Annotated in this window: 28 protein-coding genes; 10 read left to right on the top strand and 18 right to left on the bottom strand. The window is 68.7% G+C overall.

The annotated features are described in order from the left end of the window. Positions 1-96: 96 nt before the first annotated feature. The 14 genes from Srubr_RS18115 to Srubr_RS40825 form a co-directional block, all read right to left on the bottom strand. Complete coding sequence (locus Srubr_RS18115; RefSeq protein ID WP_189989719.1) at positions 97-996, bottom strand: GNAT family N-acetyltransferase; 900 nt, start codon at positions 994-996, stop codon at positions 97-99. Between the two features lie 65 nt (positions 997-1,061). After that, positions 1,062-2,384, bottom strand: coding sequence for a UDP-glucose dehydrogenase family protein (locus Srubr_RS18110; protein ID WP_189989716.1), 1,323 nt, complete (start codon positions 2,382-2,384; stop codon positions 1,062-1,064). Positions 2,385-2,477: 93 nt separating this feature from the next. Further along, a complete protein-coding gene (locus Srubr_RS18105; RefSeq protein WP_189989714.1) occupies positions 2,478-3,719 on the bottom strand; it encodes an SIR2 family protein in 1,242 nt (413 codons plus the stop codon). Positions 3,720-3,901: 182 nt separating this feature from the next. Then, entirely contained in the window at positions 3,902-5,197 is a 1,296-nt protein-coding gene (locus Srubr_RS18100; RefSeq protein WP_189989712.1) for an aminotransferase class III-fold pyridoxal phosphate-dependent enzyme, read from the bottom strand. A 176-nt stretch (positions 5,198-5,373) separates the two neighbouring features. Beyond that, positions 5,374-6,300, bottom strand: a complete 927-nt coding sequence (locus Srubr_RS18095; RefSeq protein ID WP_229926420.1) for an SAM-dependent methyltransferase — start codon at positions 6,298-6,300, stop codon at positions 5,374-5,376. 55 nt (positions 6,301-6,355) lie between these two features. Beyond that, entirely contained in the window at positions 6,356-7,339 is a 984-nt protein-coding gene (locus Srubr_RS18090; protein WP_230426663.1) for an endonuclease/exonuclease/phosphatase family protein, read from the bottom strand. 46 nt (positions 7,340-7,385) lie between these two features. After that, complete coding sequence (locus tag Srubr_RS18085; protein WP_189989710.1) at positions 7,386-8,456, bottom strand: threonine ammonia-lyase; 1,071 nt, start codon at positions 8,454-8,456, stop codon at positions 7,386-7,388. A 511-nt stretch (positions 8,457-8,967) separates the two neighbouring features. After that, a complete protein-coding gene (locus Srubr_RS18080) occupies positions 8,968-9,636 on the bottom strand; it encodes a hypothetical protein (protein WP_189989708.1) in 669 nt (222 codons plus the stop codon). Beyond that, the gene (locus tag Srubr_RS18075; protein WP_189989706.1) at positions 9,633-10,094 is read right to left on the bottom strand and encodes a DUF6082 family protein; all 462 of its coding nucleotides are present in this window, start codon (positions 10,092-10,094) and stop codon (positions 9,633-9,635) included. Before Srubr_RS18075 ends, Srubr_RS18080 begins: the two co-directional genes overlap by 4 nt. Beyond that, entirely contained in the window at positions 10,091-10,498 is a 408-nt protein-coding gene (locus tag Srubr_RS18070) for a DUF6415 family natural product biosynthesis protein (protein ID WP_230426662.1), read from the bottom strand. Before Srubr_RS18070 ends, Srubr_RS18075 begins: the two co-directional genes overlap by 4 nt. Next, positions 10,486-10,953, bottom strand: coding sequence for a LuxR C-terminal-related transcriptional regulator (locus Srubr_RS18065; RefSeq protein WP_229926417.1), 468 nt, complete (start codon positions 10,951-10,953; stop codon positions 10,486-10,488). Before Srubr_RS18065 ends, Srubr_RS18070 begins: the two co-directional genes overlap by 13 nt. 55 nt (positions 10,954-11,008) lie before the next feature. Next, a complete protein-coding gene (locus Srubr_RS18060; RefSeq protein ID WP_189989702.1) occupies positions 11,009-11,479 on the bottom strand; it encodes a hypothetical protein in 471 nt (156 codons plus the stop codon). Continuing rightward, entirely contained in the window at positions 11,479-11,862 is a 384-nt protein-coding gene (locus Srubr_RS18055; RefSeq protein ID WP_229926416.1) for an ATP-binding protein, read from the bottom strand. The genes Srubr_RS18060 and Srubr_RS18055 overlap by 1 nt, the downstream gene beginning before the upstream one ends. An 83-nt stretch (positions 11,863-11,945) precedes the next feature. Then, positions 11,946-12,272 (bottom strand): hypothetical protein, encoded by a 327-nt coding sequence (locus Srubr_RS40825; protein WP_229926415.1) that lies wholly within the window; start codon positions 12,270-12,272, stop codon positions 11,946-11,948. Positions 12,273-12,770: 498 nt separating this feature from the next. Between Srubr_RS40825 and Srubr_RS18045 the strand changes: the two genes are divergently transcribed. Continuing rightward, entirely contained in the window at positions 12,771-13,673 is a 903-nt protein-coding gene (locus Srubr_RS18045; RefSeq protein ID WP_189989696.1) for a helix-turn-helix domain-containing protein, read from the top strand. After that, positions 13,673-13,885, top strand: a complete 213-nt coding sequence (locus Srubr_RS18040; protein WP_189989694.1) for a DUF397 domain-containing protein — start codon at positions 13,673-13,675, stop codon at positions 13,883-13,885. The genes Srubr_RS18045 and Srubr_RS18040 overlap by 1 nt, the downstream gene beginning before the upstream one ends. 187 nt (positions 13,886-14,072) lie before the next feature. Here Srubr_RS18040 and Srubr_RS18035 read toward each other — a convergent pair whose 3' ends face one another. Further along, complete coding sequence (locus tag Srubr_RS18035; protein WP_189989692.1) at positions 14,073-15,359, bottom strand: helix-turn-helix domain-containing protein; 1,287 nt, start codon at positions 15,357-15,359, stop codon at positions 14,073-14,075. A 174-nt stretch (positions 15,360-15,533) separates the two neighbouring features. Here Srubr_RS18035 and Srubr_RS18030 point away from each other — a divergent pair, with 174 nt between their 5' ends. Beyond that, a complete protein-coding gene (locus tag Srubr_RS18030) occupies positions 15,534-15,971 on the top strand; it encodes a hypothetical protein (protein WP_189989690.1) in 438 nt (145 codons plus the stop codon). Between the two features lie 370 nt (positions 15,972-16,341). Here Srubr_RS18030 and Srubr_RS40820 read toward each other — a convergent pair whose 3' ends face one another. Together Srubr_RS40820 and Srubr_RS18020 are read right to left on the bottom strand one after the other, a co-directional pair. Then, positions 16,342-16,995, bottom strand: a complete 654-nt coding sequence (locus Srubr_RS40820; protein WP_229926414.1) for a hypothetical protein — start codon at positions 16,993-16,995, stop codon at positions 16,342-16,344. A gap of 4 nt (positions 16,996-16,999) precedes the next feature. After that, positions 17,000-17,443, bottom strand: coding sequence for a hypothetical protein (locus Srubr_RS18020; protein WP_229926413.1), 444 nt, complete (start codon positions 17,441-17,443; stop codon positions 17,000-17,002). Positions 17,444-17,936: 493 nt separating this feature from the next. On the opposite strand from Srubr_RS18020, the gene Srubr_RS18015 reads away from it, so the two are divergent. Then, the gene (locus tag Srubr_RS18015; protein ID WP_189989688.1) at positions 17,937-18,374 is read left to right on the top strand and encodes an MFS transporter; all 438 of its coding nucleotides are present in this window, start codon (positions 17,937-17,939) and stop codon (positions 18,372-18,374) included. Here the strand turns inward: Srubr_RS18015 and Srubr_RS18010 are convergent. Next, entirely contained in the window at positions 18,293-18,736 is a 444-nt protein-coding gene (locus tag Srubr_RS18010) for a hypothetical protein (protein ID WP_189989686.1), read from the bottom strand. The genes Srubr_RS18015 and Srubr_RS18010 overlap by 82 nt on opposite strands. A 906-nt stretch (positions 18,737-19,642) precedes the next feature. Between Srubr_RS18010 and Srubr_RS18005 the strand changes: the two genes are divergently transcribed. From Srubr_RS18005 to Srubr_RS17985, 6 genes are all read left to right on the top strand, one after another. Continuing rightward, the gene (locus Srubr_RS18005; protein ID WP_189989684.1) at positions 19,643-19,840 is read left to right on the top strand and encodes a helix-turn-helix transcriptional regulator; all 198 of its coding nucleotides are present in this window, start codon (positions 19,643-19,645) and stop codon (positions 19,838-19,840) included. 203 nt (positions 19,841-20,043) lie between these two features. Further along, positions 20,044-21,225, top strand: a complete 1,182-nt coding sequence (locus Srubr_RS18000) for a tyrosine-type recombinase/integrase (protein ID WP_229926412.1) — start codon at positions 20,044-20,046, stop codon at positions 21,223-21,225. Positions 21,226-21,900: 675 nt separating this feature from the next. Next, entirely contained in the window at positions 21,901-22,524 is a 624-nt protein-coding gene (locus tag Srubr_RS17995; RefSeq protein ID WP_189989682.1) for a tyrosine-type recombinase/integrase, read from the top strand. A gap of 441 nt (positions 22,525-22,965) precedes the next feature. After that, entirely contained in the window at positions 22,966-23,382 is a 417-nt protein-coding gene (locus Srubr_RS40815; protein WP_229926411.1) for a tyrosine-type recombinase/integrase, read from the top strand. Further along, entirely contained in the window at positions 23,346-24,053 is a 708-nt protein-coding gene (locus Srubr_RS17990) for a tyrosine-type recombinase/integrase (RefSeq protein ID WP_229926410.1), read from the top strand. The genes Srubr_RS40815 and Srubr_RS17990 overlap by 37 nt, the downstream gene beginning before the upstream one ends. Positions 24,054-24,538: 485 nt before the next feature. Continuing rightward, positions 24,539-26,776: a hypothetical protein gene (locus Srubr_RS17985; RefSeq protein ID WP_229926409.1), complete on the top strand. Its 2,238-nt coding sequence runs from the start codon at positions 24,539-24,541 to the stop codon at positions 26,774-26,776. The last annotated feature ends 81 nt before the right edge of the window (positions 26,777-26,857 follow it).

Below are 26,857 nucleotides of genomic sequence, written 5' to 3'. Positions count from 1 at the left end.
AGTGACTCGTCGGCCGGGTGGCGGCTCCCCGGGTTCGCTCAGAGCGACCGGAAGCATGCGCCGGACCGTGCCGGCGCGGCTGCTGATCACCGGCTGTCAGGCATCGGCGGGTGAGAAGTCGTACAGGGCGAAGGTGGCGACGGGACGGTACCCGAGCCGTTGCACCAGGGCGTTGCTGGTGGGGTTGGCCAGATTGGTGAAGAGGAGCACGTCCTGCGCACCAGCGATCACAGCAGCGCGCGTCACCTCGCTGATCACGGCTCCGGCGTAGCCGCGGCCTCGTAGAGGCTCGGGGGTGTAGGCGATGGACAGACGGATCTGGCCCGCGACCATCGGGTTGGTGCCAGCCATCGCCAAGGGGGTGCCGTCCGGGGCTTCCCACAACGTGACTCCTCCGAAGGCGATGCGCGTGTCCGCCCACTGCAAGGGCTCCCTGGTGGGCGGTTCGCCGATGGACTGGGCGAAGTCCCGGTACAGGCGCGCGACTTTCTCCCGGTCCCCTTCGTTGGCAACGCGGGCACGGCCTTCCGGCAACGGCCGTGGTGGGGTCAGGGTGCCCAGGCGGTACAGGCACTGCCGCTCGTGGAGTGTCCGGAGGGCGCCTGTGTGGCGGTGCCAGGCGGTGGCAAACGCCGTGGCGGTGTCGTGGTCGGCGTAGACGCCGGGGAGCCGGTGGCCGAGGTCAGCCAGGTGGAGGGCGAGAGTGTCGGCTTCCTCGGCTGTGAGGGGGGTGAGGTTCATGCGGTGCGGCGGCGCGTGGAAGAGGGTGGCCCGGACTGTGCCCGCGTGCTCCAGCAGGCCCAGGAGGGGGGTCTCGGGCCCGTAGGCGTGCGGTCCGCACATCCGCACTGTCTCCGTCAGCGTCAATGGGAGGGTGTGCAGTACGGGCCGCGACTGTATGAAGGGCTCGGCCCGGGTGAGGAAGTGGTTCAGGTCGTCGGTGAGATGCCAATCGGCCAGGTCGCCGAGGTGGTGGCGGGCGATGCTGGTGGTCATGGTCGGCTCCATGGGGATGCGGTGGGTGGGACACCCGCGCGGGTGTCCCACGGCTGGGTATGCGGCTACTTCCCGGGGCGGCCGAGCTGGTGGACGGTCCAGCCGGCCGTCCGCCACGGGTCAGGGTCGAGGGTGGTGCGGCAGTCGACGAGCAGCGGGGTGGCGGGGCGGTCCACGAGGGCCTGGGGGTCGGCCTGCTGGTACTCGGGCCACTCGGTGGCCAGGACGATGAGGTCGGCTCCGTCGACGGAGGCGGCGAGGTCGTCGGTGTAGTCGAACTCGGGGCTACGCCTCATGGCCGTGGCCACGGCCTGCGGGTCGTGGACGGTGACGTTGGCGCCGGCCTGCCGCAGGGCGTGGGCGAGTGAGAGGGCCGGGGACTCGCGGACGTCGTTGGTGCCCGGCTTGAAGGCGGCGCCCCACACGGTGGCCCGCGTCCCCTGGACGGGGCGGTCGGCCAGGGCCTGGGTGATGAAGCCCATGGCCACGTCGGTGCGGCTTTCGTTGATCTTCTCGGCGGCGCGCAGGAGAGTCGCGGCCTGGTCGGCGCCGAGCTGCCGGGCGGAGGCGGTGAAGGCGCGGATGTCCTTGGGGAGGCATCCTCCGCCGTATCCGAGGCCCGGCCGCATGCCGCCGCTGCCGATGCGCGGGTCGATCCCCAGGATGTCCACGATCTGGGAGATGTCGCCGCCCGCGGCCTGGCACATGTCGGCGACGGCGTTGATGTAGGAGATCTTCAGGCCGAGGAAGGTGTTCGCGGCCCCCTTGGCGAGTTCAGCGGTTGGCGGGTCGGTGACGAACAGGGGGACACCGGCGTCCAGGATGGGGGCGTAGACGGCCCGGACCGCTTTCTCGCCCTCGATGGTGGTGACACCGGCGATGATGCGGTCCGGGCGCAGTGTGTCCTGGACGGCATGGCCTTCGCGAAGGAACTCCGGGTTCCACACGACGTCGACGGATGTGCCGACGGGGGCCAGGCGCTGGGCGAGAGCGGTGATCTGGCTGGTCGTGCCGACGGTGACCGTGCTCTTCCCGACGATCGTGCACGGCCGGTTCAGGTGGGGGGCGAGCTGCCGGATGGCACCGTAGACCTGTGCGGTGTCGTAGGAGCGGCCGTCGGCGTCGATGGGGGTGCCGACGCCGATGAAGTGCAGGTCGGCGAAGTCGGCGGCCTCGCGGATGCTGGTGGTGAAGCGCAAGCTCCCGCTTGCGGTGTGGCGGGCGAGCAGTTCGGGCAGGCCGGCTTCGTAGATGGGGCACGAGCCGGTATTGAGCCGGTCGACCTTGGCCTGGTCGACGTCGACGCCGATGACCTCGTGGCCGAGTTCGGCCATCGCCGCCGCGTGCGGGATGCCGAGGTGGCCACAGCCGATCACGGAAAGGCGCATTGCAGTTCCTTGTCTGGGAGGGGGCACACCGTGCTCGATGTGCCCCCGGAAGCTAGCGGTGCGGGGCCGGGGCCGGACGCGCCCCGGTTTCGGTCAGATGTGCACGTTGAGGAGTTCGGCCAGGTGAAGCAGGGCGGGGGTGGCCTCGGAGCGGACCACGATGTCGCCCTCCCGGGCGCCCTCGATGAGGTAGGGCTTGTGGACGCCGTTCTCGGTGACGCCCTCGGTGTCCAGGTAGAAGATCGGCAGGCCGCGCTCGCGGGCGCGGGCCTGGACCGCGCGCCGGTCGGCGTGCAGGCCGATGACGAGCAGGGCCTTGGCCTCGTCGGGGAAGGGCATGTGCGGGGTGCGCTGGTCGTAGCGGCGCATGAACGCCTCCGGCAGCCCGGCCTTGGCGAAGAGGCGGTCGAAGTTGTGGGTGGCCACGGGGCCGACCATGTGGCCGGCGTCGTGGAGTGCCTTCAGGACGCGGTGCGCGCTGGTCGGCTCGGCGAGGACCACGGTGCGGAACATGCTCACCATGTCGTCGACCTTGCGGGCCGTGTCGGTCAGGACCTCCTTGACCAGGATGTCGTCGGCCGGGGCGAGGGTGAAGGCGTAGCCCTGGGTGAGGTCGTTGCCCGTGCGGGCGGTGACCCGGTAGACCTCGTGCAGCCAGTGCAGCGGCGGGATGCCGGCTTCGATGCTGGTGCCGCACCCGGCTTCCACGACGAACGGCAGGTGGTCCAGCAGACCGGACAGGTCGTCGGCGTAGGTCGGGTTCCCGCGCTGCTCCTTGACCCGCATGCCGCCCGCCAGCACGTCCCACGGAAGGTTCCGCGCGGCCCGGGTGAGGGTGTAGTCCTCGGAGTGGATCGTGACGTCGACCGACGCGAACCCCTCGGGGGTGTCCCGGTCGGCGCGCTCGTCCTGCGGGTGGACGGCGTACTCGTTGATCGTGACGCGCAGGTCGCCGCGGCGCCAGGAACCGTCCTCCCCGGCGGGCTTCCACCGGCCGTCGGCGAGCCACTTGTCCAGGTCACGCCGGTGGGCCTCGATCTCGGCGGCCGGGGCCAGCCACGACACGAACAGGTACAGGTCCTCCAGGACCAGGCGCTCCATCGGCTGGGTCCGGTCAAGGCCGTAGTGGAGCCGGTAGTGCACGACGCGCCGGCGCCCGGACTCCTCCTCGGTCCACCCGGACAGCTCCCGGTTGCCCGGCTCCTGGGTGCGCCTCCAGATTCCCTCCTCGATGGCCGGGCGACGCTGCCCGCCGGCCTCGGGGGAGAAGTGGGCGTCCCACATACGGACCTGTTCGGGGGTCAGCGAGTCACACACGGGGTGGGGCAGGAACACGATGGTCCTCCTCGATGGCAGCAGCCTGCGCGCGGTCCGCGCACGGCAGTCCGGAAGAACAGGTGATTGGTGGTCAACGAGGGCGTTGCTCGCCTCGTTGCAGCGGCGGCGGGATGCCGCCGGGTGCTCGATGCGGCGCCTGGGTGATGCCGGTGCCGGCCGGTAGAGCCGGGCTGGCCGTATCAGCCCAGGGCGCTCACCGCATCGCAAAGCGCCGTGGTCAGAAAGGTGATCTCCTCGTCCGTCGAGGTCAGCGGAGGCGCGACGACCAGGCCCTCGCTGCGCGGGTGACCGGCTCCGGTGAACGGGTAGAAGAAGACGTCGCGCTTCTCGGCCTCCTCCATCAGGGGCCAGAGCAGGCCGGGCTCGACTTCGACCCCGTACAGGTGCCCCAGGCCCCTCACCTCCCGCACCGGCCCCAGCCCGGTCAGGGCCCGCAGGGACTCCCCGAGCCGTACCCCGCGGGCCGTGAAGGCGTCGAGGTCCATGGACTCCAGCTCGTCCAGGACGCCGAGGCAGGCCGCCGCCTGGAGCGGGTGCGCGGCCATGGTGCCCATCGCCGGCAGCGGGTCCGCCTCCGTGTGCCGGAGCAGCGGCGCGATCTCGGGCGACACCAGCACGGCGCCGACCCCGGTGTACCCGGCTCCCAGGCCCTTGGACAGGATGCACAGGTCCGGTTCGGCACCGTCCCAGTGGGTGCTGGCCAGGGGGGTGCCGGTGCGCCACAGCCCGGTCAGCACCTCGTCGTGGATGACAAGGACTTCCCGCTCCCGGCAGATCTCCGAGACACGTCGCAGGTATCCGTCGGGCGGCACGTAGGCACCACCGGTCGTGCCGTTGACGGGCTCGATCAGAACCGCGGCCACGTTCTCCGCACCCCTGCTGTCGATCGCGGTCGCCACTTCGTCGGCACACGAGGCATCGCACGCCCGCCCCTCATGGCCGTGCGTCGGCGGGTAGGGCGCGGGAAAGGCCGGACCGAGACCGAGCCCATCCTCCGGACGGGGCCGACGGGCATGGTTCCCGGCGAGCGCGAGGGTGAGCGCGCTGTTCCCGTGGTAGCTCAGGGTGGACGTCAGGATGTCCCCCCGCCGCTTTCCCTTGCCGCGTACCCGGGTGATGTTCCGGGCCAGGCCCACGGCGACCTCCACGCCGAGCGTTCCGCATGTGGTCAGAGCGACGGAGTCCTGCGGGCGCCCCACGGCACGGCACAGGCGATCCATCAACTCCATCTGGACATGCGGCTGGACCACGGCGGCGCCCCCGAACGAGTAACGGAAGAACTGCTCCTCGACCCGAACGAGGACCTTGGGGCTGCTCTGCCCCACGTTCGCGCACAGGAGACCGCTCGATCCGTCGAAGACCCGCCGGCCGTCGGCACGGTGGAGCCAGGGTCCGCTCGCAGCTGTGACTTCGAAGTCCGCCATGGGTCTGGACGACGTCAGCAGCCGCTCGCGGCGGGGTAAGTACCGATCCATGGAGCAGTCCTCCTTGCTTGGGGCCGACTGGTACCAGGGCACCATCGGCACGGCGGCGGTGGTGATCGGTGGTCAGCTCGTGCACGCCGTTTGCAGGTTCTGCACGCGCAGTTGCGGGGCCGGGATGGGCCCGGTCGTCGTCTGGCGGAGGCGGGCCCATCCCGAGCCGGGTGGGCTCATGGGGCCGTGACCGGATAGGCGCCGGAAGGCGTTGTGCTCTCGGTCGGCAGGGCCCGGGGGCTGGGGCTGCACGGGTCGCGTACCGGCGCCGCCCCGTTGGTGATCACGGCGGCGTAGGCGTGGGAGTGCTCCCCGGGGGGCAGCCCGGCCTCCTCGGTCGGCCGCCACTGGCCGGTCAGGACGATGCCCGGCGGCAGAAGGTCCCACGGGCCCAGCAGGTCGGTGATCTCGCCGAGCGAGCGCGGCCGGTACGAGATGTCGGCTGCCGCGTAGTGGCCGACGAGTTCTTGCATCGTCTCGGGTGCCCAGTCCGCAGTGGCATGGGTGACGGAGATGGCGCTGCCCGCCGGCAACCACTCCCGCAGCGTCGCCATCACCAGATGTGCCTCCGCGTCGTTCAGCCACGGCAGCAGGTCGTGGAGGAGAACGGCGATCGGCGCACCCCGGTCCAGACCGGCGTTCCCGAGGTGGTCGAGCAGTCTGTCGACGTCGCGGATGTCGCATTCGACGGCCGCGGTCGTCGGGTACTCGTCCAGCACCGTGCGGGCGTGCCCGCACACTGTTGGGTCGTTGTCGACGTAAACGACCCGGGGCTCGTCGTGTACGGCGCTCGCGGCGTCGTACACGGGGGCCCCAGGCTCGTAGCGCTTCCGTGCCCGGCTCCACCTGGGCGGCAACCCGCATCCCAGGTCGGCGAACTGGGTGATGCCGAAGTCACGAGCGAGAACGAGGACGACGCGAGGACGGTACTGGCCGTTGATCTCGACCATGTCCTTCAACCACGGTGCCGAATACAGGAGCTTCCGCGCCAGCTCCCGGTCGAACTCGAAGTTTTCTGTCTCCCCGAGCATCCAGTTGTCGATCCGCGCGACGGCGGGGCGCCCCCAAGAGTCCTCCGCCAGCATCGGGTTTGTCCCCGTCACGTTGTTCTCCTCGTTGAGTGTGATGCGTTCGAAACGCTGGGCCTGCCGAGCGCGGTCACGATGGTGGGAAGGCGGCCCACTGCGGCGACGGCACGGGATCGACCTCCCGCCGCAGCGCCTGTGTGAAGAGGCGGCGGGAGTACACGGTCTCGACGGCGTCGTGGTCGCTCCATGGGGTCCGATGTGTGCGGACACGCAGCACAGCCCGCGTCAGGTACGCGTCGGAGTAGGGCCGGTCGATCCGGATCGGTCCACCCTGGTCGGGCCGGTCGTGCCCCGCCGTCGCCGCGAGGGCGCCGGTCTGCTCGAGTTCATGCGCGGCGTAGCGTGCGGCGTCGCGCAGCCCCACGGTCTCCAGCGCCCGGTCCCAATAGGTGCAGCTGACCCGGGACCCGTCGGGCGCTAGGGTCGTGCGGTGGTGGAGGTGACGTGTGTCCGTGACCGTCGACCAGTCGACGGGCGGCTGGACCTCACCCTCGGGGACCAGGACCTCACCCTCGGGGACGGGGTACTCATTGCAGTCCCCGCCGCCGATGAATCCTCCGCCACGTCTGGCCATCCGGTCCACGAACGCGGTGACCTCGTCGGCCTCCCTCTGGCGGCCTGAGGGGCTGTTGTACGCGGCGTGCCACGACATCAGCAGCACCTCGGTCTCGGGGACGTCAGCGAAGCGCGCGGAGACGATCGTCGGCGGGGTCCGCCAGAACCGTGCGTCGTAATCGACGCGCTCGCTGACCGGGAAGGTGGCCGGCCGGACGAAGAGGGCGGTCGGGTGCCTCCCCGCGCCGTTGCGCGCCAGGTAGCCCCGCATGCCCAGAATTTCCCCTGCCGCTTTCAGACGCGCGTTTTCTCGCAGGTGGCTGTAGGTGGCCTCCTGCCTCAGCAGCACGTCGGGCTTGAGGCCGGCGAGGAACTGGTGGGCCTCCTCCCAGTCCTGGGGGAAGAACCCGCCCGGCCTGTCCTTGCCGCCGTCCTCTTTCAGGTTGTAGATGACGAGCCTCACGACGGGCTCGCCGTACTCATCATCGTCGGATGCCACGGGGTTCCTCCTCATTGGCGACTTGTCGGTCACGTGGCGCGACAGCTCAGCCGCTGGTGCGGCCGGAGCCGGACAGGCCCACCAGCGCGCTGCTGGCTGGCCGGCTGGCCGCCTGCGCGGGGGAGCGGCGCACCGCGGGCTGCCGGGTGGCGCGTCTTGGCCGTTCCAGGGAGACGTCGAGCGCCTTGCGGTACAGGTCCCAGTCGACGTTTCCGCCGGAGATGATCACGCCGATGCGGCCTTCGGGGAGACGGCGTGCGGCACGTATCAGTCCGGCGAGGGCTACCGCACCGGACGGCTCGGCGACGAGGTGGCAGTGCTGCCACAGAAGGGCCATCGCGTCGGCGATGTCGGTCTCCGAGACCGTGATGACGTCAGCGAGGAACCTCTGGTTGATGGCGAAGGCGATCTTCGCCGGCTCGGTGTGGCGCAGGGAGTCCGCGATCGTCGCCGGAGGCGTTATCGACGTGATCCTCCCGGCCCGCAGTGACCGGTGGGTGTCGTCCGCGCCGACGGGCTCGACCCCGAACACCCTCAGCCGCGGGTTGTGCGCGGAGGCGATGAGCGCGGTGCCGGCGGCCAGGCCACCACCGCCCACGGGGACCAGGATCGCCGCCAAGTCGGGCAGGTCCTGCACCATCTCCAAGGCGACGGTGCCCGCGCCGGCGATGACCTTCGGGTCGTTCGCCGACGGCACGACGGTCAGCTTGTGGCGGTGCGCGATCTGGTGGACGATCGCGTCGCGGTGGTCGCTGAACCGGTCATAGGTAGCGATCCGCGCGCCGAGCGCCCGGATGGCTTCGTGCTTCGCGGTGGGCACATCGGTGGGGAGGAGGACCGTGGCCGAGGTGTCCAGCATGCGGGCGGCCAGGGCGAGGGCCTGACCGTGGTTGCCGGCGGAAGCTCCCACGACCCCTGCTTCGCGCTCTGTTCTGCCCAGGGCCAGCGCGTTGTAGGCGCCGCGGAACTTGAACGACCCGGTCAGCTGATGGGTCTCCGCCTTCAAAAAGACCCTGCGGTGCACGAGGTGGTCGATCGCCGAGGAGGTCAGGAGCGGGGTGCGCACGACGGCATCGCGTAACCGCTGGGCCGCGTACAGCACGTCGTGGTGCGTCAACGTCGCCATGGTGGTGGCCGCCGATCTCACGCGCGAGGGCGCTGGAGGACGAGGGCGCCGCGCCGGCCGCTCAACAGCGACTGGTCGCGTTGCATGACCTGCCTGTCTGTGACAACGGCGGGGGACAGGGGGCTTGTGCCGGAGGAGGGCGTGGTGCTGGTCATGTGTCGTTCCCGAGGAGGAGAGGGCAGGACGTGCAGAGCGGGTTGAGGGGGGAGGGGGTGCGGAGGGAGGGACAGGGAGGAGGTGCTGTCCCTCCCCACGCGTCATCCGGTACCGAGCCGTGTTCCAGGTCTTGTACCGGGTGGTGCACCCGCCCGCCGACCGGGACCGTCATGCACCGGTCGGCGGGCGGGCGGCTGTGGGCCGGCCGCTGATCTTCCCCACGGAGTGCGGCCGGGGCGCTGGCCGGGCGCCGCTTCCTCCCCCGCGTGGGGACTTCGTGGCCCACTGCGCACCGGCGCGGTGGTGCACGAAGCCGAGAGGAAGCCCCGGTCTGTGCCGTTCGCCGTTACCGGCGCGCGACGGGTTTGAGGTCGTCGAGACTGACGACGTCGTACTCCGTCAGCTCGCGCACGAGCTGAGAGGCCAGGAACCAGCCGAGCTGGGGGTGACCGTAGGGCATGGGCAGTTGCTCCTCCGCAGGCAGAGGCGTAAGCCCGAGCGAGCCGAACCGGTACCGGGTGCCGATGACCCCCCACAGGGGGGCTTTGCGGGCGAGGAAGGCGACGTGGCCCTTGCTGAGCCGGGGGCACAGCGAGACCGCGAGGTGTGCGTGTTCGAGGCACACCGGCGGCTGGCCGGTCCTCACCGGTTGACCAGGCTCACGCGGTTTTTCGTCGGCTGTCTCCAGGAAGAGGTAACCGCCGGAGGACAACTTGGCTGGGCAGGCCCGGACTTGGCACCGCAGGAACCTCATCGCCTTCCGCTGCCGGACGGGGTGCACCAGGCGCCACTTCGGCCGGCCGGTCGGCTGGCCGAAGGTGTCGAGTGACTGCCGGAAGCGTTCCCACAGCTCACCGCGCGGACCGCGGTCGTCTGCCGTCTCGTCCTGGTAGGCGAGCCCCATCGAGAGGTCCGGGCCCAGGCCGACGGTCAGGCGGGACCACGGGTCCGGTTCCTCACCCTCGCGAGAGGTGACGTACGGGACGTTCCTCAGCATCTCGGCCGTTGTCGTCATGCAGCGGCCTCCGCCTGTGGGCGCCGGGACGGGCGGACGGCCTTGTCATACGCGGCGGACATGATCTCGTTGAACCTGGCGTCCGTGGAGTCCATCGCCTCTTCCTCCCGGAAGCCGCCGTACGTCTCCCAGTACCTGCGGACGGCCTCGCGCTCCATGGCCGCTTTCGCCTGGACCCCCAGCGACTCCTCGTTGAGCAGGCCCACGCGGAACTTCACGGACAGGAAGCTGACCAGCCGGTTGACGTGCAGGAGCAGCGTGTACTCGCTGCGTTCGCCGCCCGGCGGCATCCAGACCTCCTGGATCTCCGGGTTCGCCGCCACCTCGGCGATCAGCTCCTGGTGCATCTGCGCGGCGTGCAGCGCGTTCCGCCGCTGGCTGTGCTGCTCCAGCCGCCAGATGCCGACGGCTCCGACGGCAGAGGCAATGAGGACGGCGGCAGGGGTGGGGATCTTCATCGGATGCCTTTCGCAGCGGAGTGTTGGTGTCGGCCGGTGCGGTCCCGTTCGTTGCTGACGGCTTCGACCGCGCGGAGCAACGCTTCGAAGAGGCGGGCGAGGTTCTGCGCCCGGTGGGCGGCTGCCCGGGGGGTGCCGGCCGGAGGCGGAAGGTACAGTCGGCCGGACGCTTCGCCGAGGGTGACGTGCGCGGCCTGCCCGACTCGCGAATCGTCGGGAAGGCCCAGGCACAGATCACGGAGGTCACCGGCGAGGTCCCGGCCGAAGGTGGTGAACTGTTCGACCAGGCCCAGCGCTTCATCGACTGGCGGGAGGCTGGAACCGTCGAGGTCCCAGTCGAGTACCAAGCCGGTGGCCGCGAGGATCTGCTCCTCGTCGAAAGCGGGGGAGGTCACCGGTACCACTTGATCACCTGCTCCGCGGTGAGGAGGCGGAACTGCCATGAGCGGGTGATCAGGTGGGGTCGGTTGCGGGCGTTGAGGGTGCTGAGGAGATCGCGGCTGTCCGCGCGGACATCGGTGACCGGCCGGCGCAGTTGTGCGGCCATCTGTTCGGCGGTCATGCCGCGGGCGATATACGGCACGAGGTCTCGTTGCTCCCGCGGCATGAACAATTGCTCTGGGTCTTCGAGCGGGGGCCGGGCGATGACTTCCAAGGCAAGGCCGATGGCGACCGCGGCCTCGGTCTCGCTGACGCCGTAGAGCTTGTCCTTCGCGTTCCGCAGGTAGCTGACGACGGTGCCCTCGCTGAGGCGGAGGTCCTGCCCCACCATGGCCACCGTGTCGCCGGTGGCCAGCCGTTCGAGCACCTGCCGCTCCCGGGGCGAGAGGCTGATCATCGTGGCGGCCGTGGTGGTCACTGTTCAACTCCTCTGTGCAGGTGCCTGGTGTTCCGGCTGGCAGGGCAACGGCGCGTCATGTGTCATCCCCCATGGCGTCGAGCACGTCGAGGATGGCGAGGGCGTACCGCCGTAAATAGGGCAGGTACTCGACGGGGTTCCCCAGGTCCGGCTGTTGACCGCGTAAGACCCGCAGCAGGTGCAGCTTCTCCGTCGGTGTCCACGACACGCGGTACGGCACGACCTGTACGAGTTGGGTGGTCGCTCTGCGGAACCTGTCGCAGATCCGCGTGGCCTCGTCCACGGTCAAGGAGGGAGCCCTGCCTGAGCGGCGGCGCAGCACGGCCCACACGCGGCGAGGGGCGCCGGGTGCGGCATCTGGGTCTTCGCCCAGCGCTTTGTCCAACGCGTCATACAGGTCGTCGCTGATCCCTTCGGCGACGAGCGATCGGCGGAGGGAGGACAGGTACTGCTGTATCGTCCCCACTTCCGAGGCGGCCGGCTGACTCAGCAGGACGGCGGCGGTGCTCTGGTCTACGGCGACCATCACGGCCTCCCCGCGGGGACGCGGAAGCGGCACCACGTCGTCTTGCCGTCACGGCTGACACCCCACGCCTGCGCCACGACCGATACGAGGACCAGCCCCCGGCCGCGCTCAGCGACGGCGGTCGGGGTGCGCAGCCGGGCGGGGGCCGGGTTGTTGTCGATGACCTCCACCAGGAGGGAGCCCCCGGTGTGGCGGACCCGCAGGCGGACCGTCCCGTGTCCGTGCTCGATCGCGTTCGTGACCAACTCCGAGACGACCAGCACAACGTCCTGCACCAGTGGGGTGGGCAGGGCTCGGTACCGCAGGGTGGCCCTGGTGATACGCCGGATCTGGGCGACGCGGAACGGGTCCGGGGCGATGACCACCTCAAAGGCGTACGGCATCTGCGGCCCCGGCGTTTCAGCCGACGCTTCGTCGGCGGTGGCCGAACTCACGGGAGCGGACCCGGTGTCGGGTGCCTGGACCTTCATGCCCGCCCCCTGTGGGCCTCGGGGACCACCAGGGCAACGAACCCGCAGTGCTGGCCGAACCAGTCGATCTCCCGCCGGTACTCGCCGAGCTGGGTGCTGATGACGGAAGCGGTGACCACCACGACCCCGTCCGCGTACCCGGCTCGGATCTGCTGCCGCACAAGGCCCCAGCCCGGCCGCAAGTCGGGCGCGACCGCGCCGTCATGGTCCGTGTAGGACTGCTCCGCGCCCACCTGCCAGGACTGGCACCGGGCGTAGTCCGCCAACGCGTCGAGAGAGTGCCGCGGTTCGTGCCCGCGGAAGGAGAGCGCGTACAGGCACACCCTCGGCTCCCGGCCTCTGGCGCGAACCCGCGCGACAACTCGTTCAAGGTGCTCGCGCCGCGCAGCCGCGGCAGGCACGAACGGATCGGCTTCGACAGCGGCGCGGAAGGCATGTAACGGCGCTTCGTACTCGCGGACCCTGTCCATCCGGGTCTGGTTCCTGCTGGTGATGCTCTGGCGCATTGCTGGCCTCGGCTTCGTGAGGTTCGTGGGTTCGAACACGATGCGTCACGTGGTGGGTGCGCAACGCGAAGGATGGGCACGCTGAGTGGCGGCGAGGTGGCACAGTGCACTCAACCCGCAGACAGCATGCCAGTAGAACGTCTACGGTGGAACCCTGTAGACAGAATTCTGCGAGACGAGTTGCTTGACGAACTTTCTTTCGAGGGTGGGAAGTTGCTCGAATCGCTCGAACGTTGCGCGACGTCGTGGAACCTGCGTTGCGCTCCTCGAACGTTCACCGTCAGACTGTGGAGCGATACTCGGGAGGGTGCGGGGATGATCGAGACCGCTGAGTCGGCGACGCCGGCCTTCGAAGCAGCAACGCCTGCCTTGTGTCGGCTGCAACTCGGTAGCGAGCTTCGACAGCTGCGCAACCAGAAGAAGATGACGGGTGCGGAGGTATGTCGTCTACTCTCCTGGGCGGCGTCGAAGCTGACGCGGCTGGAGACAGCGGACAACGGCGTTGTGGAACCGGCGGACGTCATCGCTCTGTGCCAGATCTACGGAGCGGCACCAGAGAAGCAGCGAGTCCTCGTCGGGTATGCGACCGTCACCAAGACGAAGAAGGACTGGTGGCAGTCACCTGAGGTTCGCGACGTCATCCAGCCCGGTTTCAAGGCGTACCTCGACTTGGAGGCGACAGCCGAGAAGTTGGAGAACTACGAGAGCGAGTACATCCCTGGCCTGCTCCAGACCGAGCCCTACGTCCGCGCCATCCATACGCGGGCGCACACCGGCCTTCCCGCTGAGCAGATTGATCGCCTCGTCGCCGTTCGCATGACCCGTCAAGAGGTTCTCCATCGTGAGGTTGACCCGCTCGGCTTCATAGCGATCATCAACGAAGCGGTCCTGCGGCGTGTGGTCGGCAGCCGCGAGGTGATGAAGAAGCAGCTTGAGCACATCGTCGACCTCGCCAGCTCCGTGCCCAACATCAAGGTCCAGGTCGTGCCGTTCGACATCGGTGCTCACCCTGGCATGAACGGCCCGTTCATCGTGCTCAAGTTCGGCGTGCCGAACCTGAAACCGATGGTCTACCTCGAAAACCTCGTGGGCGCCGGTGTCTCCCGTCGCGATGACGACGTGAAGAAGTACGAGGCGGCATTCAGCGACCTTCAAGCACTTGCTCCGGGCTACCAGAAGTCCCTGAGCATGATCCACCACGTAAGCAAGGAGATGTAATGCACACCAGGGCCGACGACCTCCAGGTCAACTGGTTCCGATCGAGCTACAGCAACGACCAGGGGGGTGCTTGCGTGGAAGGTGGTCGGATGCCCAACGGCTCGATGGCAGTCCGCGACTCCAAGATCCCGCATGGTGCAGCCTTCGTGGTCCCGGCTGACTCCTGGGCTCAGTTCATCGCCAGCGTGAACAACGGACACTTCAGCGCGTAATCGAGCAACCGATACGCAGAGTGGCCCGTCTCCCCCCGCCCTCAACGGGGGGAGACGGGCCACTCTCGTACAGCCGTACCTATGGGTTAGTGGAGCGTACCCCTGCCTGATCAGCCGCAGGAAGACTTTGCAAGGAGCTGCTTCGCACACACGTGTCCTACCCGCTGTCCCCGAGCGGCCAGTCGTATCAGCGCGACGGCGAGAAGACGGCGGTGTGCAGTTCCCGAACCCCGGCAGTGCGCGGGTGCCGTTCTGCCAGCTCGGTGACGATGCTGCGGATGGTGGGCCGGTCCCGGACTTCCCCGGGGCTGGCGCGGTATGCGGACAGCAGGGCCTGGGCCGTCTGGGCGGGGCGCTGCCATGCCCACCAGGCCCGTGCCATGTCGGTGCCCAGGCGCGCCTTCCGCTCGGCTGTCGTGAACTGGGCGGGCCGCAGGTCCTTGCCGGCTTCCAGGGCGGCGCCGGCGTCGCCGAGTGCCCAGTGCACGCCGACGGCGTACAGGTCGACGGCGGCCGGAGCGATGGGGAACAGGCGGCCGGCTGGAGCGCTCGCCGGTAGCCGGCGGGCGGCGCGGCGTGCTTCCTCGGTCATCGCCAGGGCCTCGGTGCGACGCCCGCCGCGGGCGGCGGTGTAGGCCAGGGTGCAGAGCATCTGTGCGTACGCCGACGTCGAGGCTTCGGTGCGTAGACCCGTGGCTTCTACTCGTGCAGCCGCTGCCGTCATGAGGCGCTGGGCTTCTTCGTTGCGGTCCTGGTGGCGCAGCACGATCGCCAGTTCCCGGACGGCTGCCGCGGATGCGAGGGGGGAGCCGGATACTTCGGCCCAGGTGCGGGCTCGGTCCGCGGTGAGCCGTGCCTGCTCGTAGGAGCCGACCTTGACCAGTACCGCGGCGGCCAGGCTGTAGACGGAGGAGAGCCGGGCCTGGTCGAGTTCTCGGCGAGACGAGGCGGCGGCGTGCCCGTCGCCGATCAGGCCGGGCAGGACGGCGAGCAGACGACCGTGCGCGCCCTTGTCGTACAGCTCGCGGGCGGTGGCCAGCCGGGCGTCCAGCGGTCCGCCGCCGGTCGGGGCGGGGGTGTCGGCCAGGGCCTCGTCCAGGCCCATCAGCAGGGCGGCCGGTCCGGCCGCCGTGGCGGCGAGCAGCGTTCGGCGGCGCATGGGGTCCTCCTCGGCGTGCGGGCTGGCCGTCACTCTAGTGGCCTCCGGTGCCGCCGGGGCGGCTGGCGCCAAGGAGTGCATCAAGATGTGTCGTGGGACGTCGACTTCGAGTGCGGCGCGGTGTACCAGGGTCAGGTCGACGACCCGGGTGCTGCGCTCCAGCCGGGACACCGTGGCCGGCGAACAGCCGAGTCGTTCACCGAGGTCGGCAAGTGTCCAGGCGCGGTGTTCACGGCCGAGACGGATGAGTGCGCCGGGGCGCCGCCGCTCGGCTAACTCGCGCGCCTTGGGGGTGTTCCATGGGTCACCGGGCACAGGTCCCCTCCCACGCCGCACGACCGGGGCCCCCACGGTACGGGTGCCGGAGAGCGCCGTCGAGACGGCTTGCACGAAGTGCAAATCCCTTGCGGGGCACGGTGTTTGACCTCGACGGTGCCAGCCGCCACAGTGTCCTGGGCGCAGCGTCCCAGGCTGTGGAGCGCCGCCCGCATGTTGTTCGATGAGGACTTTATGGAACTGACTGCCAAGGTGACCTGCCGCGAGTGCGCACGAGTTGTTGAAATCACCGTGCGCTCGGCTGAAGCCGCCGAGAAGAAATTGAAGTCGGCCGGTTGGGTGTCGGCAAAGGTGGGCGGGGACCGCGACCTGTGTCCCGAGTGCTCGAAGCCGGCCGAACACCCGTCTCGCCCGTCTTGGGAGGCCAAGCCGGAGAACACCACATGGGGGCCCGCGGAGATCGCACCCCTGCTGTTGGAAGGCGGCTTCGCGCACGAACCGGGGGCTGACGCCTGGAAGAACGGACCCGACTTCTGCTGGATCGAGGCCATGCGAAAAGACGAGTGGATCGAGGGCGCCGACCTGTGTGTCCGGGTCCACTACGCGCTGGGGCCGGCCAAACGGCGTCGCCGAGCCTCGCAGACCCCATGACGGCAGAAGACGTGCGCCAGCTCCGCGAGGGCCTGCGCCGGCTGACCCGCTACCTCGCCGAGAAGGGGTTCGACGCTAAGACGGATGCGCGAGGCAGGGAAAAAGAGCACCTGATCGTCTACCGAATCCCAGACAAGCCCGAGAGCGCGTCCACCGGCACGTCGCCTGGACCTGCCGCAGCACGCCAGCCCGACGACGCTCAAGCAGCTGGACACCCTGCTGGCGAACGACGGCGCGCCTAGCGCCCGCGTCATCATCCTTCAGCCCGTGATGGCCTCCCGGCTCCTTCGCCGGAACACCCACAACCGCAACGTGCGGACCTCCGTCATCGAGGACTACGTCCGCGACATCCAGGCCAAGTGCGGTGCAGTCACCAGTCGGTGACGTCCACCACGTACCGACAGTGGGGATCGATCGCGTCCTTCGAGATTCGGTACTCCTCATCGAGCAGGGACGGCAGAGCCGCCAGCACAGCGGTCAGCGCACCACCCGGGCGTACGTCGGCGGCGATCACTCCGGGAACCTCGTCGCTGTCCATGTACAGGCGCAGCAGACCCTCCTCGCGGAACAGGAAGCCGCGTAGTCGCGCCCCGTGCCGGTCCTCGGCCGGATCAGTCGGACGGGCCAGGCAGCGCAGGAGTGTGGCGGCCCAGTCGTCCGTGGTGAACGGGGCCTCCGTCACATCGGCCGGGTCGACCAGGTAGAGGTCCATCCCCATGACCGAGGTGACCCGGCTGCGCGGGTAGATGTGGGTGCCGGTGTGCGCGGCCCGGAGCAGTGCGACGACGTCGTGCGGCGTACGCAGATCCTCGCCGTCCCGGAGTGGGATCTCGTAGGCAGTCAGCCGTTCCGGCCTGGTCTCACCCCGGTCACCCAGCACTCCCCGGACGGCCGGCGCCTGCGACGGGGCGGGCAGGACTCCGCGTACGTGCTGGTCCTCCAGGAGCGGGGCGTAGACGTGGTCCGACAGGAGGGAGGCCACCTCGACCTGGCGGTCCGCGATCTCACGCTCGACTTCGTCCACCGGGTTACCCATTCACCCAGTTCGGGCACTTCCGCATGCCCTTGCAGTACGCGGTGATCACGCCGATCACCTGCCTTTCTCCGGCGTCGTAGCGCCCGTCGTCCGTCAGGCGAGCGTAGCGGGCCTTGACGATGATCTTGACGCGACCGTGAGCCCGGTCCGAGGCCCATCCCCAGTACTGGAGGTTGTGCCCGTCCACCTTGTCAACCTTGTCCCGGAGAGGAATGTTGACGAGCGCGCACTTCTTGATGTTGTGCTTACCGGAGAAATGGTTCCAGCCCAGCACGCCGTTGCCCAGACGGGTGGGAATCCGGCGGCCATCCGGGTCGGTCGCCTCACACTTGATGCGCTTGTTCCAGTAGGGGCCCGCGTGCACGGGGAAGGCGGCACCGCTGAGAAAGAGCGCCGCTACGGCGACGGGTGATGTGAATGCCGTGAGCTTCCTCATGCCAAGACAATGGCGTCGCCCGTGTCGGCGTGTGCATTATCTCCCGCGGGATTCATCATATTCAGGTTCCGTCGCACATGTGTCCAGCCCTCTGTCGGTCCCCTCGGTAGCGGCCGACGCCGGCGTCCGTGACGCGGGCAGCGGCGTGCCGTCACCGATAATGCCGGGCATGACGGCGAGCAGACGTCCGTGCGCGCCTTCGTCGCACAGTGCGCGGGCGGTGGCCAGCCGAGTGTTCAGCGGACCGCCGCCGGTCGGGGCGGGAATGTCGACCGGAGCCTCTACCAAGTAAGGCAAGTTCTCTTGGTGGCCGTCTGCTCCAGGCGCGGCACGGCTGCGGTAATGGATGAGACAGCGGTAGGCGGTAGCAGTGGTTCCGGTTCGCGCACCGGCGCGACGGCTCTGCCGGGTGGCTGTTGGTGCGTCTGCGGAACACGATCTTCGGGTCGCTCTAGAGTCGGGACGACCTTCCCGGTGGCGTCTCGCTGCCGGGATGATCTGGAAGCCGCGCCAGGCCGGAATCGTCGTCTGCGCGGGCACCGGCTCCATGGCGGTGCCGCTGGCAGCGATGGCCACGACCGTGCCGCTGCTCGTGCTCGTGGTCGCCACGGCGATGGCGGGCACGGGGCTGGCGGTCAGCATGACCGTGTGGGCCTCGCTGGTGCAGGAGAGGATTCCGGCGGACCGGCTGGGCCGGACCCTGTCCTACTCGACGCTCGGGCAGCTCCTGCCCGTGCCCTTCGGTTATCTCCTGGCCGGCCCCGCCTCTCACCTGGTCGGGCTCCGCACGACCCTGGCGACGGGCGCCCTGATCATCACGGCCGCCGCCATCGTCCCACTGGCCATTGCTCAGGTCCGAGGGCTCTGCCTCGCGCTGGAGGGGACGAAGGTCGCCGACGGGTCCGTGTCCATGGCGCGGGCGGAGAGGTAGAACGCTCGGGCCACTTCGACGGCGCCGGCGAAGTCGCGGAATGCCCGGTCCCGGGCCGCCGCGTCGAGCACGGCCCGGTCGCATCCCTCGGGGAGCCCCCAGCGCTGGGTGGGATGAGAGGCGATGCGGTCGGCGTTCAGGTGGGCCGGGGTGTGGTGGGGGTCGGCCGCCTCGATCTCGGCGTTGCGGGCGAACGCGGCGGTCACGGCGTCAGCTGCCAGGGGAACGGAGCCGAGCAGGTCGTCCGCTTCGGCCACCGTGGCGGGCCACACCGTCCAGGCCCCGTCGAGGCGGGCGGAACGGACGACGACCCGCACCAGCGCTTCCTCGGGCTTCGCCTCCGACGCCTTCCGTACCGCCATCTCACGCTCATGAGTGCTGGACCGCTTTCGGGAACACGCCGTCGGCGAAGCCGCCATCTTCGTGACCCATAACCTGGAAAAAACGCCCGCAGTGTGGACCGTATCGTCGTCCTTGACCACGGTCGGATCTCCGGATTCGAGACCGAACCTTCAAATGCCTTTTGGATGCGGCAAGACTGTTCGCCAGGCTGTACAGAATTGCCCAGGAGCGCTGAAGTCTCCACATGGTCGGCATTCGCTCACGGCAGACGAGTAAGGCGTGCAAAAGACTGGACACCTGCCCAGTGCTATGTCAACGTATAACACGCCGGAAGAAAGCAGCAGGAGACCGTAGCGCCGGGTAGTGACGGAGGAGTTCCCGATCTCAACGTACGGACTTTCCATTCCGTCACGGTGTCGTGGTTCCCGTTTGGCTCGCACGCCGAGGTGTCAGTGGCAGTGGGAGGTCACAGCGTTCATCGCATCCTCCACTGGGTGCTGCCTGGACCGTCGGCGGGGCCTTCCACCGGCTCCGCGGGTAGCGAGACGGGTCACCTAGCTGGGCGGCGAGCGCAACATAGACGATGATCGCCGGTTAGCCAAACCGGCGATCATCATCATCATTGATGGTGTTCGTCTTCGGCTGCTCTTGGCGGTGGAGCCGTAGCGGATGCAGGGGCCCGCGTGAGCGAAGGAGAGTCGCTAAGGGCCCTGCTTGACAGCGTCTCCGCAGAGGAGGAACCGCTTCGCGTGTTGCGCGCGATGCCGAGGCTGTCGCTTCTGTCCCGTCTCTCCTCGTCTCCGAGCAAGGAACATCCGATCCATGTACCCACCGGTGATCTGCCCTGCCCTTGTCGACCGCGGGCTGATCAGGTTCCGTAAACGACATGGTGATGCCATGCCCTGCCTGAAGGGTGAGGCCGCCCTGTGTCGGTAGCTGGCAGGCTAGCGCAGAAGCTGACGGTGGACGAGGTTTGCGCCGAGCTGCAAATCGCGCGTTCGACCTTCTACGAGTGGCGGCAAAAGGGGCGAGCCCCTCGCTGTATTCGTCTCCCTAATGGCGCGCTGCGCGTGCGTCGGGGAGATTTGGAAAATTGGCTTACCGATTGTGAGGACCACCCCTGATAGAGGGAACCTTTGACGTCCGTGTCTACGGCATCGAGCCGCGTAAGCGGGCAAACGGCTACACATACAAGGTCGTATGGAAGGTAGCCAGCAAGAAGCACAGCAAAACCTACGGCACTAAGGCCCTCGCGGATGCTCGGCGTTCTGAGCTGCTGACAGCGGTCAAGCGCGGAGAGCCGTTCAGCCCCGTTACCGGGTTGCCGGTGTCGTACTCCAGCAAGGCGGCGGAGACCAACTGGTACGACTTCGCGGTTGAGTACGTCGACCGGACATGGGCGCGCACGTCGGCAAACCACCGGAAGAACGTCGCCAAGGCGCTCACAGCAGTCACGGTTGCGCTACTGCGGACGCCGCCGAAGCAGTTCGAACCGGTGAAGGTCCGCACTGCCCTCCGGGAGTGGGCCTTCAACCACAAGCGTCGGACGGACCCCGGCCGACCCATGCCGGACGATGTCCGAGTGATCCTGGACTGGGTCCAGAGGAACACGCTCCCGATGTCCGCGTGGGAAGATCCCGAGAAGGTGGACGCTGCCGTCTCCGCCCTCGGGACTCTTCTGGATGGCACCGCCGCGAAGGCCAGCTCAGTGTCCCGGAACCGCCGGATCATGAACTTGGTCATCGGCTATGCGATCAAGCACGGCATCCTGCGGTCGAACCCCTTGCCGAAGGGCAAAACCGAGGGTGCAGGCCCAAAGGTTGCCCAGGCTATCGACAAGCGCTCCTTGCTCAACCCGCAGCAGGTCGCAGCGCTCCTCGAATGGATAGGTAAGCGGCCTCGCCGAGGTCTGCTCTACCAGGCGTTCTTCGCCACGCTCTGCTACGCCGGCCTTCGCCCGGAGGAGGCTGTCGCCCTCCGGGTCAGCGACGCAACCCTCCCCGAGGTGGGCTGGGGTGAGTTCATCGTCCACGAGGCTCAGCCTGAGGTGGGCAGCCAGTGGACGGATACGGGTGAGGTTCACGAGGAGCGTGACCTGAAGGGGAGGGCCGAAGGCGACACGCGGACAGTGCCCATTCACCCCGATCTCGTGGCCCTGCTGCGGGAGGTCATCGCGAAGCACAAGCTGGACCCGACCGACCTGCTCTTTCCGGGTGAACGTGGAGGCATGCTTGCCGGCTCCGTCTTCCGCCGCGTGTGGGACAAGGCGCGCAAGGCCGTCCTGCCGCCCCACGAATACGAGTCTCCTGCGGGGAAGCGGGTGTATGACTGCCGTCACACCTGCCTTACCGGCTGGCTGAACGAAGGCATCCCGCCCGCCCAGGTCGCCGAGTGGGCAGGTAACAGCGTGCCGGTCCTGCTGGCGATCTACGCTCGCTGCATCGTCGGCCAGCTGGCCGACTACCTCAAGCGGATCGAAGGCATCCGATACCTGCCGAGTGCGGCGTAAAGCGGTTGGGAGGGCCACGAAAGTGGCCCTCCCAACCGCTTTCGTCGTAGTTGCTAGAGGGCCGGCGGCGGGGGGAGGACTGGGGGACGCATGGGGGACGGACACCCGTAGAGACGTGGTTCCAGCCGGTGCCAACCGGACTCGCGGGGCTCCAGACCGGTGACGTGCTAGTGACCGAAAGGGCAGGGGAAAGCCCCTCTGACCTGCGAAAACGGCGCCCTCTTCGCAGAGTGTCAGTGGCGCCCCCGGCAGGACTCGAACCTGCGGCCAAGCGCTTAGAAGGCGCCTGCTCTGTTCTGGCGTACACCAGCGATTCCGAGAGTTGCCGGTCCTATCCGTGTGCTGCGCTCTGCCGCTGCCCCTGCTGGCGGGGTGGTGGCAGACGGCTCCTCTGGCCGACTCGTCATGGCTGAGGACGTTGATTCGCCGATGGCAGACACATTTGCCGCCGGTAGGGACTGGAATACGGCGGCGAAGCAAGTAAACCTAGAGCGGTCCTGGGAAATCCCGGTGACCTATCTCATGTCCTAGGCGTATCAGCGGGGTGCGCCGAGCGCCGGACTGGGCGCAACATACCCGACGATCGCCGGTTGGCCAAACCGGCGTTTCTTCGGACCATTGAATAACCAGGGGACGCAGTGCGTCCCGATATCTCGTGTAAGGAGTCATGCAGTTTTGTCACAGCTCGCAATAGACGAATCGACCTTGCTTTCCGAGCGGCGCATCGGTGCCCTGCTGCGGTGGGCGCAGGAGAATGCCGGGATACCGGGGGCGGTCTTTCCCTTCCTCGCTTCCATGGCGGGTGCGGCCCTGCTGCCTGGTGAGGCCACCCGGCTCCGGGTGCACGATGTGACGCTCCCGGAGAAGGGGTTCGGTGAGGTCCGGGTCCGCGCCGGTGAGAGCCGCAGCGTTCCTCTCACCCCGGAGATCGTGGGTGTGCTGCGGCAGTGGATCGACCAGGCCGGCTTGAAGCCGGGTGATCTGCTGTTCCCCGGCGAGCGCGGTGGGCCGCTTGCGTCTTCGGTGTACCGGAAGGCGTGGAAGCAGGCGTGCGGGGCGGTGCTGAGCGGCGAGGAGCGTGAAGCGGGAGTGGGGGAGAGGGTAGCGATTCTCCGCGAGTCCTGCCTGGATCTGTGGCTCAAGGCGGGTGTGCCTGTCTGGGTTGTCGCTGAATGGGCTGGCCTGAGCGCTAGCTGGTTCGCTCAGCGCTACCCGCATCGCTTCCGGGTAGAGGACGTCGAACTCGACTGGGAGCACCTGGCGAAGCTCACGGCTCTGCCCGACTCGCTCAACCGGTAATTTCCCGCCCCGGTCCCCGGCCGGCGCGCGAAGGCGGGGCCCCACACACCACGCCTCTGGAGCGGCGGTTGCTCTGACGGCAATGACCTTCGTCCTGGTCCGTCTCGTTGCCCGGCTGGGCCGGAACGCCGGCTGCCCCTTTTCCCTCGTCAGCTCCCGCGAGGACTCATCGATGCCTGCCCGTTTGCTGTCCGTTCCTGCCGTAGCCGCCGCTCTGGACGTCGACCGGCGTACCGTCTACCGCTTCATCGCCGCCGGGGAACTGCCGGTTGTCGACCTGCGTACCGGAACGGCCGCTCCCGTGTCCGTGTGCCTGTCGGCGGGCTGGAGGAGTTCATCGCCAGCAGGTCGGCCATTTCCCCGCGCAACCGTCGCTGACCTCGTGCTGTCAGCCTGTCCCCCATCCCCGAACAAAGGAGTAGTACCGCGTACCTGCGCAAGTTGACGTCAGGCAAGTGGCAGGCGACCGTACGCAACCGCAGCGGAGACCGGTTCAGCGAGAGCTTCCCGCTCAAAGCCCAGGCCCGTGCCTGGGGTATCGAGATGGAGACCCAGTTCGCCCGCGGCACCATGCGTGATCCGCGGGCCGGTGAAATGGCCTTCCGCGAGTGGCACGACCGGTGGTGGAACGCCCGTGTGGTCGAGCCCCACACCCTACGGGGAGACGCCTCCAGCATCAAGAACCACGTTCTGCCCTACTGGGCGGATTGGGAGATGCGGGCCATCACCCGCATGGACGTCCAGAGCTGGATCCGGTCCCTGATCGAGAAGGGCACGGGCCCCGCGGCCATCAAACGGGCCTACAACCTGACGTCTCGATCATGCGGGCGGCCGTCGACGACGACGTCATCGCGGTGAGTCCGTGCCGCAGCATCGACCTGCCCCCGATAGCCGTGAAGCCGCCGCAGTGGTTCACGCTCGACCAGGCGCAGAGCATCCTGGATGAACTCCCCACCGCGTGGAAGACGATGTGCCTGCTCGGCTTCTACACCGGGCTCGGCTGGGGTGAACTCTCCGGGCTGCACTGCCACCGCATCGACCGGCGCCGTTCGCGCCTGTTCGTGGTGGAGGTCAACACCAAGAGCGGCATCAAGGAGTACCCCAAGAGCTCCAAGAGCCGACGCGAGGTCCCGCTCCCGCCTCACGTCCTGGAGGCGCTCGAACGCCACATCCACCGGCTCGACCGTGACGCGCTGGTCTTCACCACCATCACCAAGGGCCGGGCCGGCCGCCGCCTGGACGACGGCAACTGGCGCCGGCAGACCTGGTGGCCGGCCGTCGACGCCGCCTGCTACTTCGACAGCGACGGCGAACAGCAGCCCGTCCCGCACTATCCGCCGCACTCCATGCGCCACACCTGTGCCTCATGGCTGGTGCAGAAGGGAGTCTCGCTCTACGAGGTCCAGCACCTCCTCGGCCACGAGAGCTTCCAGACCACCCAGCGCTACGCCCACCTCCAGCCCGACGCCCACAAGGCCGTCCTCGGCGCGTGGCAGCGCCTGGACTCCCCGCTCGTCATCGCCGCGTAAACACGCCTCCGCCCTGTCCCCTCAAGGACAGGGCGGAGGCGTTCGCGCACTCAAGAGGGTTCCGTGAGCGCTTCGTCGGGCGGCGTCCAGCGGCCATCACTGTCGTACGGCCAGGGGTGGGCGCAAGGATCCGCCTGGAGCTTGTCATGCCGCCATGGGATCGGCCTACTGCGTGGCCGGCTGGCCCGCTCCTGCTGGTAGGAGCTTCCCTGTCGCGGCAGGTGGTGGCGCTGGTGTACCTCTCCGGCCGGGCCGTGTTCGTGGCGTTAACGCTCCGGTTCTACGGCGTGCGTGAAAGCAATGGGCGGATTTGAGCGTCGTGGGCCATCGCAAAGTGATGAAAGCGCCACAGGAAACCCAAGGATGGGCATACTCTGCGGGAATCACCGCAAGCGGGCCGGGGCGACCTGTAGTGCGGCGGAGGTGTCATGGGTGGGGAGCCGTGTGTGTCAGCAATAGGGGTCGGAGAACGCGAGTGGACGGGGGTGCTGGATCCGTACGGTGACCAGGCTCTCCTGACCTCTGCCATGGCGGAGGGCTACGACGCCGTCCCCGGCCGGGAACGCAGTCGGCTGCAGAGCTATCTTGAAGCGGTTGTCGCGGCCCGTCCGGCGCCGGTGCACACCACGGTCGCCTTCAACGCCGTGTACTTCGGGTACGAGCTCGGCGGCGACGGCTACGGCGGGAGCCCGCTGTGCCTCGACGACTTTCCCGTCATCACCTTCGGTGAGTGCGCTCCCGTGCTCCCGGTCGGTGCCATGGTGTGTGTCGCCACCGGGTCGGACCCGCTCTACGCCGAAATCGTCTACCGGGAGGGCGCGCACCCTGAGGTGAGCGCACTCGGTGACGTGCCGGCTTGGGTTTCGGGGGCGCCCGCGGGTGCCGAGGGCTCGGGCAGGCCGGGTGTAGACGCCGAACCGCGGCGCAGGGAGCTGCTGGTCCCGGACCTCCACGCCTTCGGCCCGGCACTGAGCCTGTCACCGGCCCAGCTTCATCGCTTACGCACGCGTGGGCGATGGATCAATGAGGACGGGCATGTCGTCGTCGACGTGTGCTACCCGTCCTCCCAAGCAGCCCGGCGCGACGATCTGACGGCGTACGCGGACCATCTCCTGACGACGGCTCGGGAGCAGCTTCTCAGCCCCTTCGTCCCTGTTTCCCTTGCTTCCCTGGTGGGCGGCACGCACGACGACGATCTGCGGGCGGGGCTGCTCGGTCTCCTCGACACGGTGCGGGGTGTTCTCAACGCCAGTGCCGCGTTGCGCACTTGGGGTCACTACGCAATGACTCGTTCTTCCCTCGCGGACTGCTGGCGGGACACCGGACCGCTGGGCGGCGACGACCTCAGGTCTCTCGTGGCCGCGGTCGAGCGCGCGGCCACCCCGGCGAGGCGACGACGCGGCCTCAACGCTCCGAGCACTGTGTACACAGCGGTCGGACCACGGCTTCGGGGTTTTCCCGGGGCGGCGGAGCAGCTCAGGGGAGCGGGGTATGCCGCTGCGGTGTGTCGGGCGAACGTGGCGCTCGCCGACGTGGTCCAAGGGGATAGCGACCGTGGCTTGTTCGGCAACGGCTCCCGGATCTCGCTTGACGATGCCTTCGAGGGCGGAGGGGTGTGGCGATCCCATCATCCTGGTGACGCAGAGGCACCCGGAGACCCTCTGGTCCCGGCCGGGTGCGGCTGGAACTCCACACTGCACGCACTGCCGGAGCCAGAAACGGAAGTGGAGCTGGAACCGGTAGATGCGCCCCTCGCCGACGACGACGCCCTCGGCCTCGGAGAACTCCTGCGAAGCGACGCGCAGGAGATCGTCTGGCGGGCTCCCCTGCGGCTGGCCCATCTCATCGGCGGCTGGTTTCCCCTACACCCGTTCGTCGCGGAGGAGCTTTGTCAGTCCCACGGCGCGCACCCCCCGCTTCGCCTCGAACTCGACCATGCTGGTGAGACGTTGGACGAGAAGGTGGCGGCGCAGAACGTCGCGGCCAAACTCAAGGAGGACTCGGGTCGGTTAACGGGAGTCGTCTGGCCCGGCGACTTCTTCCCTGGCCTGATGCTGGAGCTACGCCGCCTCCGGGGCGACACAGTGATCCGCCTCGCTACGACGCAGCTGAACGAACGCGTGCAGGCCGGTGACCGTGAGACGGGGCACTGCTACGACCGTCGTGTGCTCACCAGGGAGGACGTGCCGGGCAGCAGCCGCCACGGTGACAGCGCGATCGGGCTGGGGCCCCGGCAACTGGTAATGCGCACCGTGCGCCGCTGCGGTCTGCTCACCCTGGACGGTCATGCCCTGATGGACCGGTCGGCCCTGCCGAGCGCGGTCTATGGGCGCCGACCCGCCCGGTCGCAGGCCGCCGCCCTGGACTCGGCCGTCGCGGAACTGCTCGCGGAACGTCTTTTGGAGCCGGCTCTCGGCAGCCGGGACGCCTGGGGGCAGCCGCACTTCCCACCGCGTGACGGGCAGCGGACCATTCCCCTCATCGGCTACCGCCCGGTCAGGCCGCGGGTGATACGTCCGTGGGGCGGTGACGAACCGGGCGGTGAGGGACTGCGCGGCGCTCAGTTCGTCGCTGGTCACCTGCGCCGCCTGCGACCAGGGTTCCTGCCCAGTGACCTTCAGCGCGCGGCCTTCCGGGAACACTGCCGCAGGCTCGGCAAGGCGGACGGCTGGGAACTGCCGTACGGCTACACGTTCGTGACTGAGCACGCGCGCGGTCGCTGACCTTTCACGGCTCTCGCGTGTCTATGGCTCCGGCCCCCTCTCTTCTTCCCGTGACCCACAGGCTTCTTTTCGCCACCCACT

Source organism: Streptomyces rubradiris, from assembly GCF_016860525.1.
Classification (GTDB): Bacteria; Actinomycetota; Actinomycetes; order Streptomycetales; family Streptomycetaceae; genus Streptomyces; species Streptomyces rubradiris.
The sequence above is the reverse complement of the archived record's forward strand: the minus strand, read 5'-3'. Positions and strand labels throughout refer to the sequence as shown.

What these genes read in the sequence shown, in the direction of transcription:
- Srubr_RS18015 (WP_189989688.1), top strand. Translation starts at nt 17,937, where the DNA reads ATGATCTGGAAGCCGCGCCAGGCCGGAATCGTCGTCTGCGCGGGCACC.
- Srubr_RS17990 (WP_229926410.1), top strand. Translation starts at nt 23,346, where the DNA reads ATGCGGGCGGCCGTCGACGACGACGTCATCGCGGTGAGTCCGTGCCGC.
- Srubr_RS18075 (WP_189989706.1), bottom strand. Translation starts at nt 10,094, where the DNA reads ATGAAGATCCCCACCCCTGCCGCCGTCCTCATTGCCTCTGCCGTCGGA.
- Srubr_RS18060 (WP_189989702.1), bottom strand. Translation starts at nt 11,479, where the DNA reads ATGGTCGCCGTAGACCAGAGCACCGCCGCCGTCCTGCTGAGTCAGCCG.
- Srubr_RS18080 (WP_189989708.1), bottom strand. Translation starts at nt 9,636, where the DNA reads ATGACGACAACGGCCGAGATGCTGAGGAACGTCCCGTACGTCACCTCT.
- Srubr_RS18020 (WP_229926413.1), bottom strand. Translation starts at nt 17,443, where the DNA reads ATGAGGAAGCTCACGGCATTCACATCACCCGTCGCCGTAGCGGCGCTC.
- Srubr_RS18055 (WP_229926416.1), bottom strand. Translation starts at nt 11,862, where the DNA reads ATGCCGTACGCCTTTGAGGTGGTCATCGCCCCGGACCCGTTCCGCGTC.
- Srubr_RS18010 (WP_189989686.1), bottom strand. Translation starts at nt 18,736, where the DNA reads ATGGCGGTACGGAAGGCGTCGGAGGCGAAGCCCGAGGAAGCGCTGGTG.
- Srubr_RS18045 (WP_189989696.1), top strand. Translation starts at nt 12,771, where the DNA reads ATGATCGAGACCGCTGAGTCGGCGACGCCGGCCTTCGAAGCAGCAACG.
- Srubr_RS18030 (WP_189989690.1), top strand. Translation starts at nt 15,534, where the DNA reads ATGTTGTTCGATGAGGACTTTATGGAACTGACTGCCAAGGTGACCTGC.
- Srubr_RS18115 (WP_189989719.1), bottom strand. Translation starts at nt 996, where the DNA reads ATGACCACCAGCATCGCCCGCCACCACCTCGGCGACCTGGCCGATTGG.
- Srubr_RS18110 (WP_189989716.1), bottom strand. Translation starts at nt 2,384, where the DNA reads ATGCGCCTTTCCGTGATCGGCTGTGGCCACCTCGGCATCCCGCACGCG.
- Srubr_RS18040 (WP_189989694.1), top strand. Translation starts at nt 13,673, where the DNA reads ATGCACACCAGGGCCGACGACCTCCAGGTCAACTGGTTCCGATCGAGC.
- Srubr_RS18100 (WP_189989712.1), bottom strand. Translation starts at nt 5,197, where the DNA reads ATGGATCGGTACTTACCCCGCCGCGAGCGGCTGCTGACGTCGTCCAGA.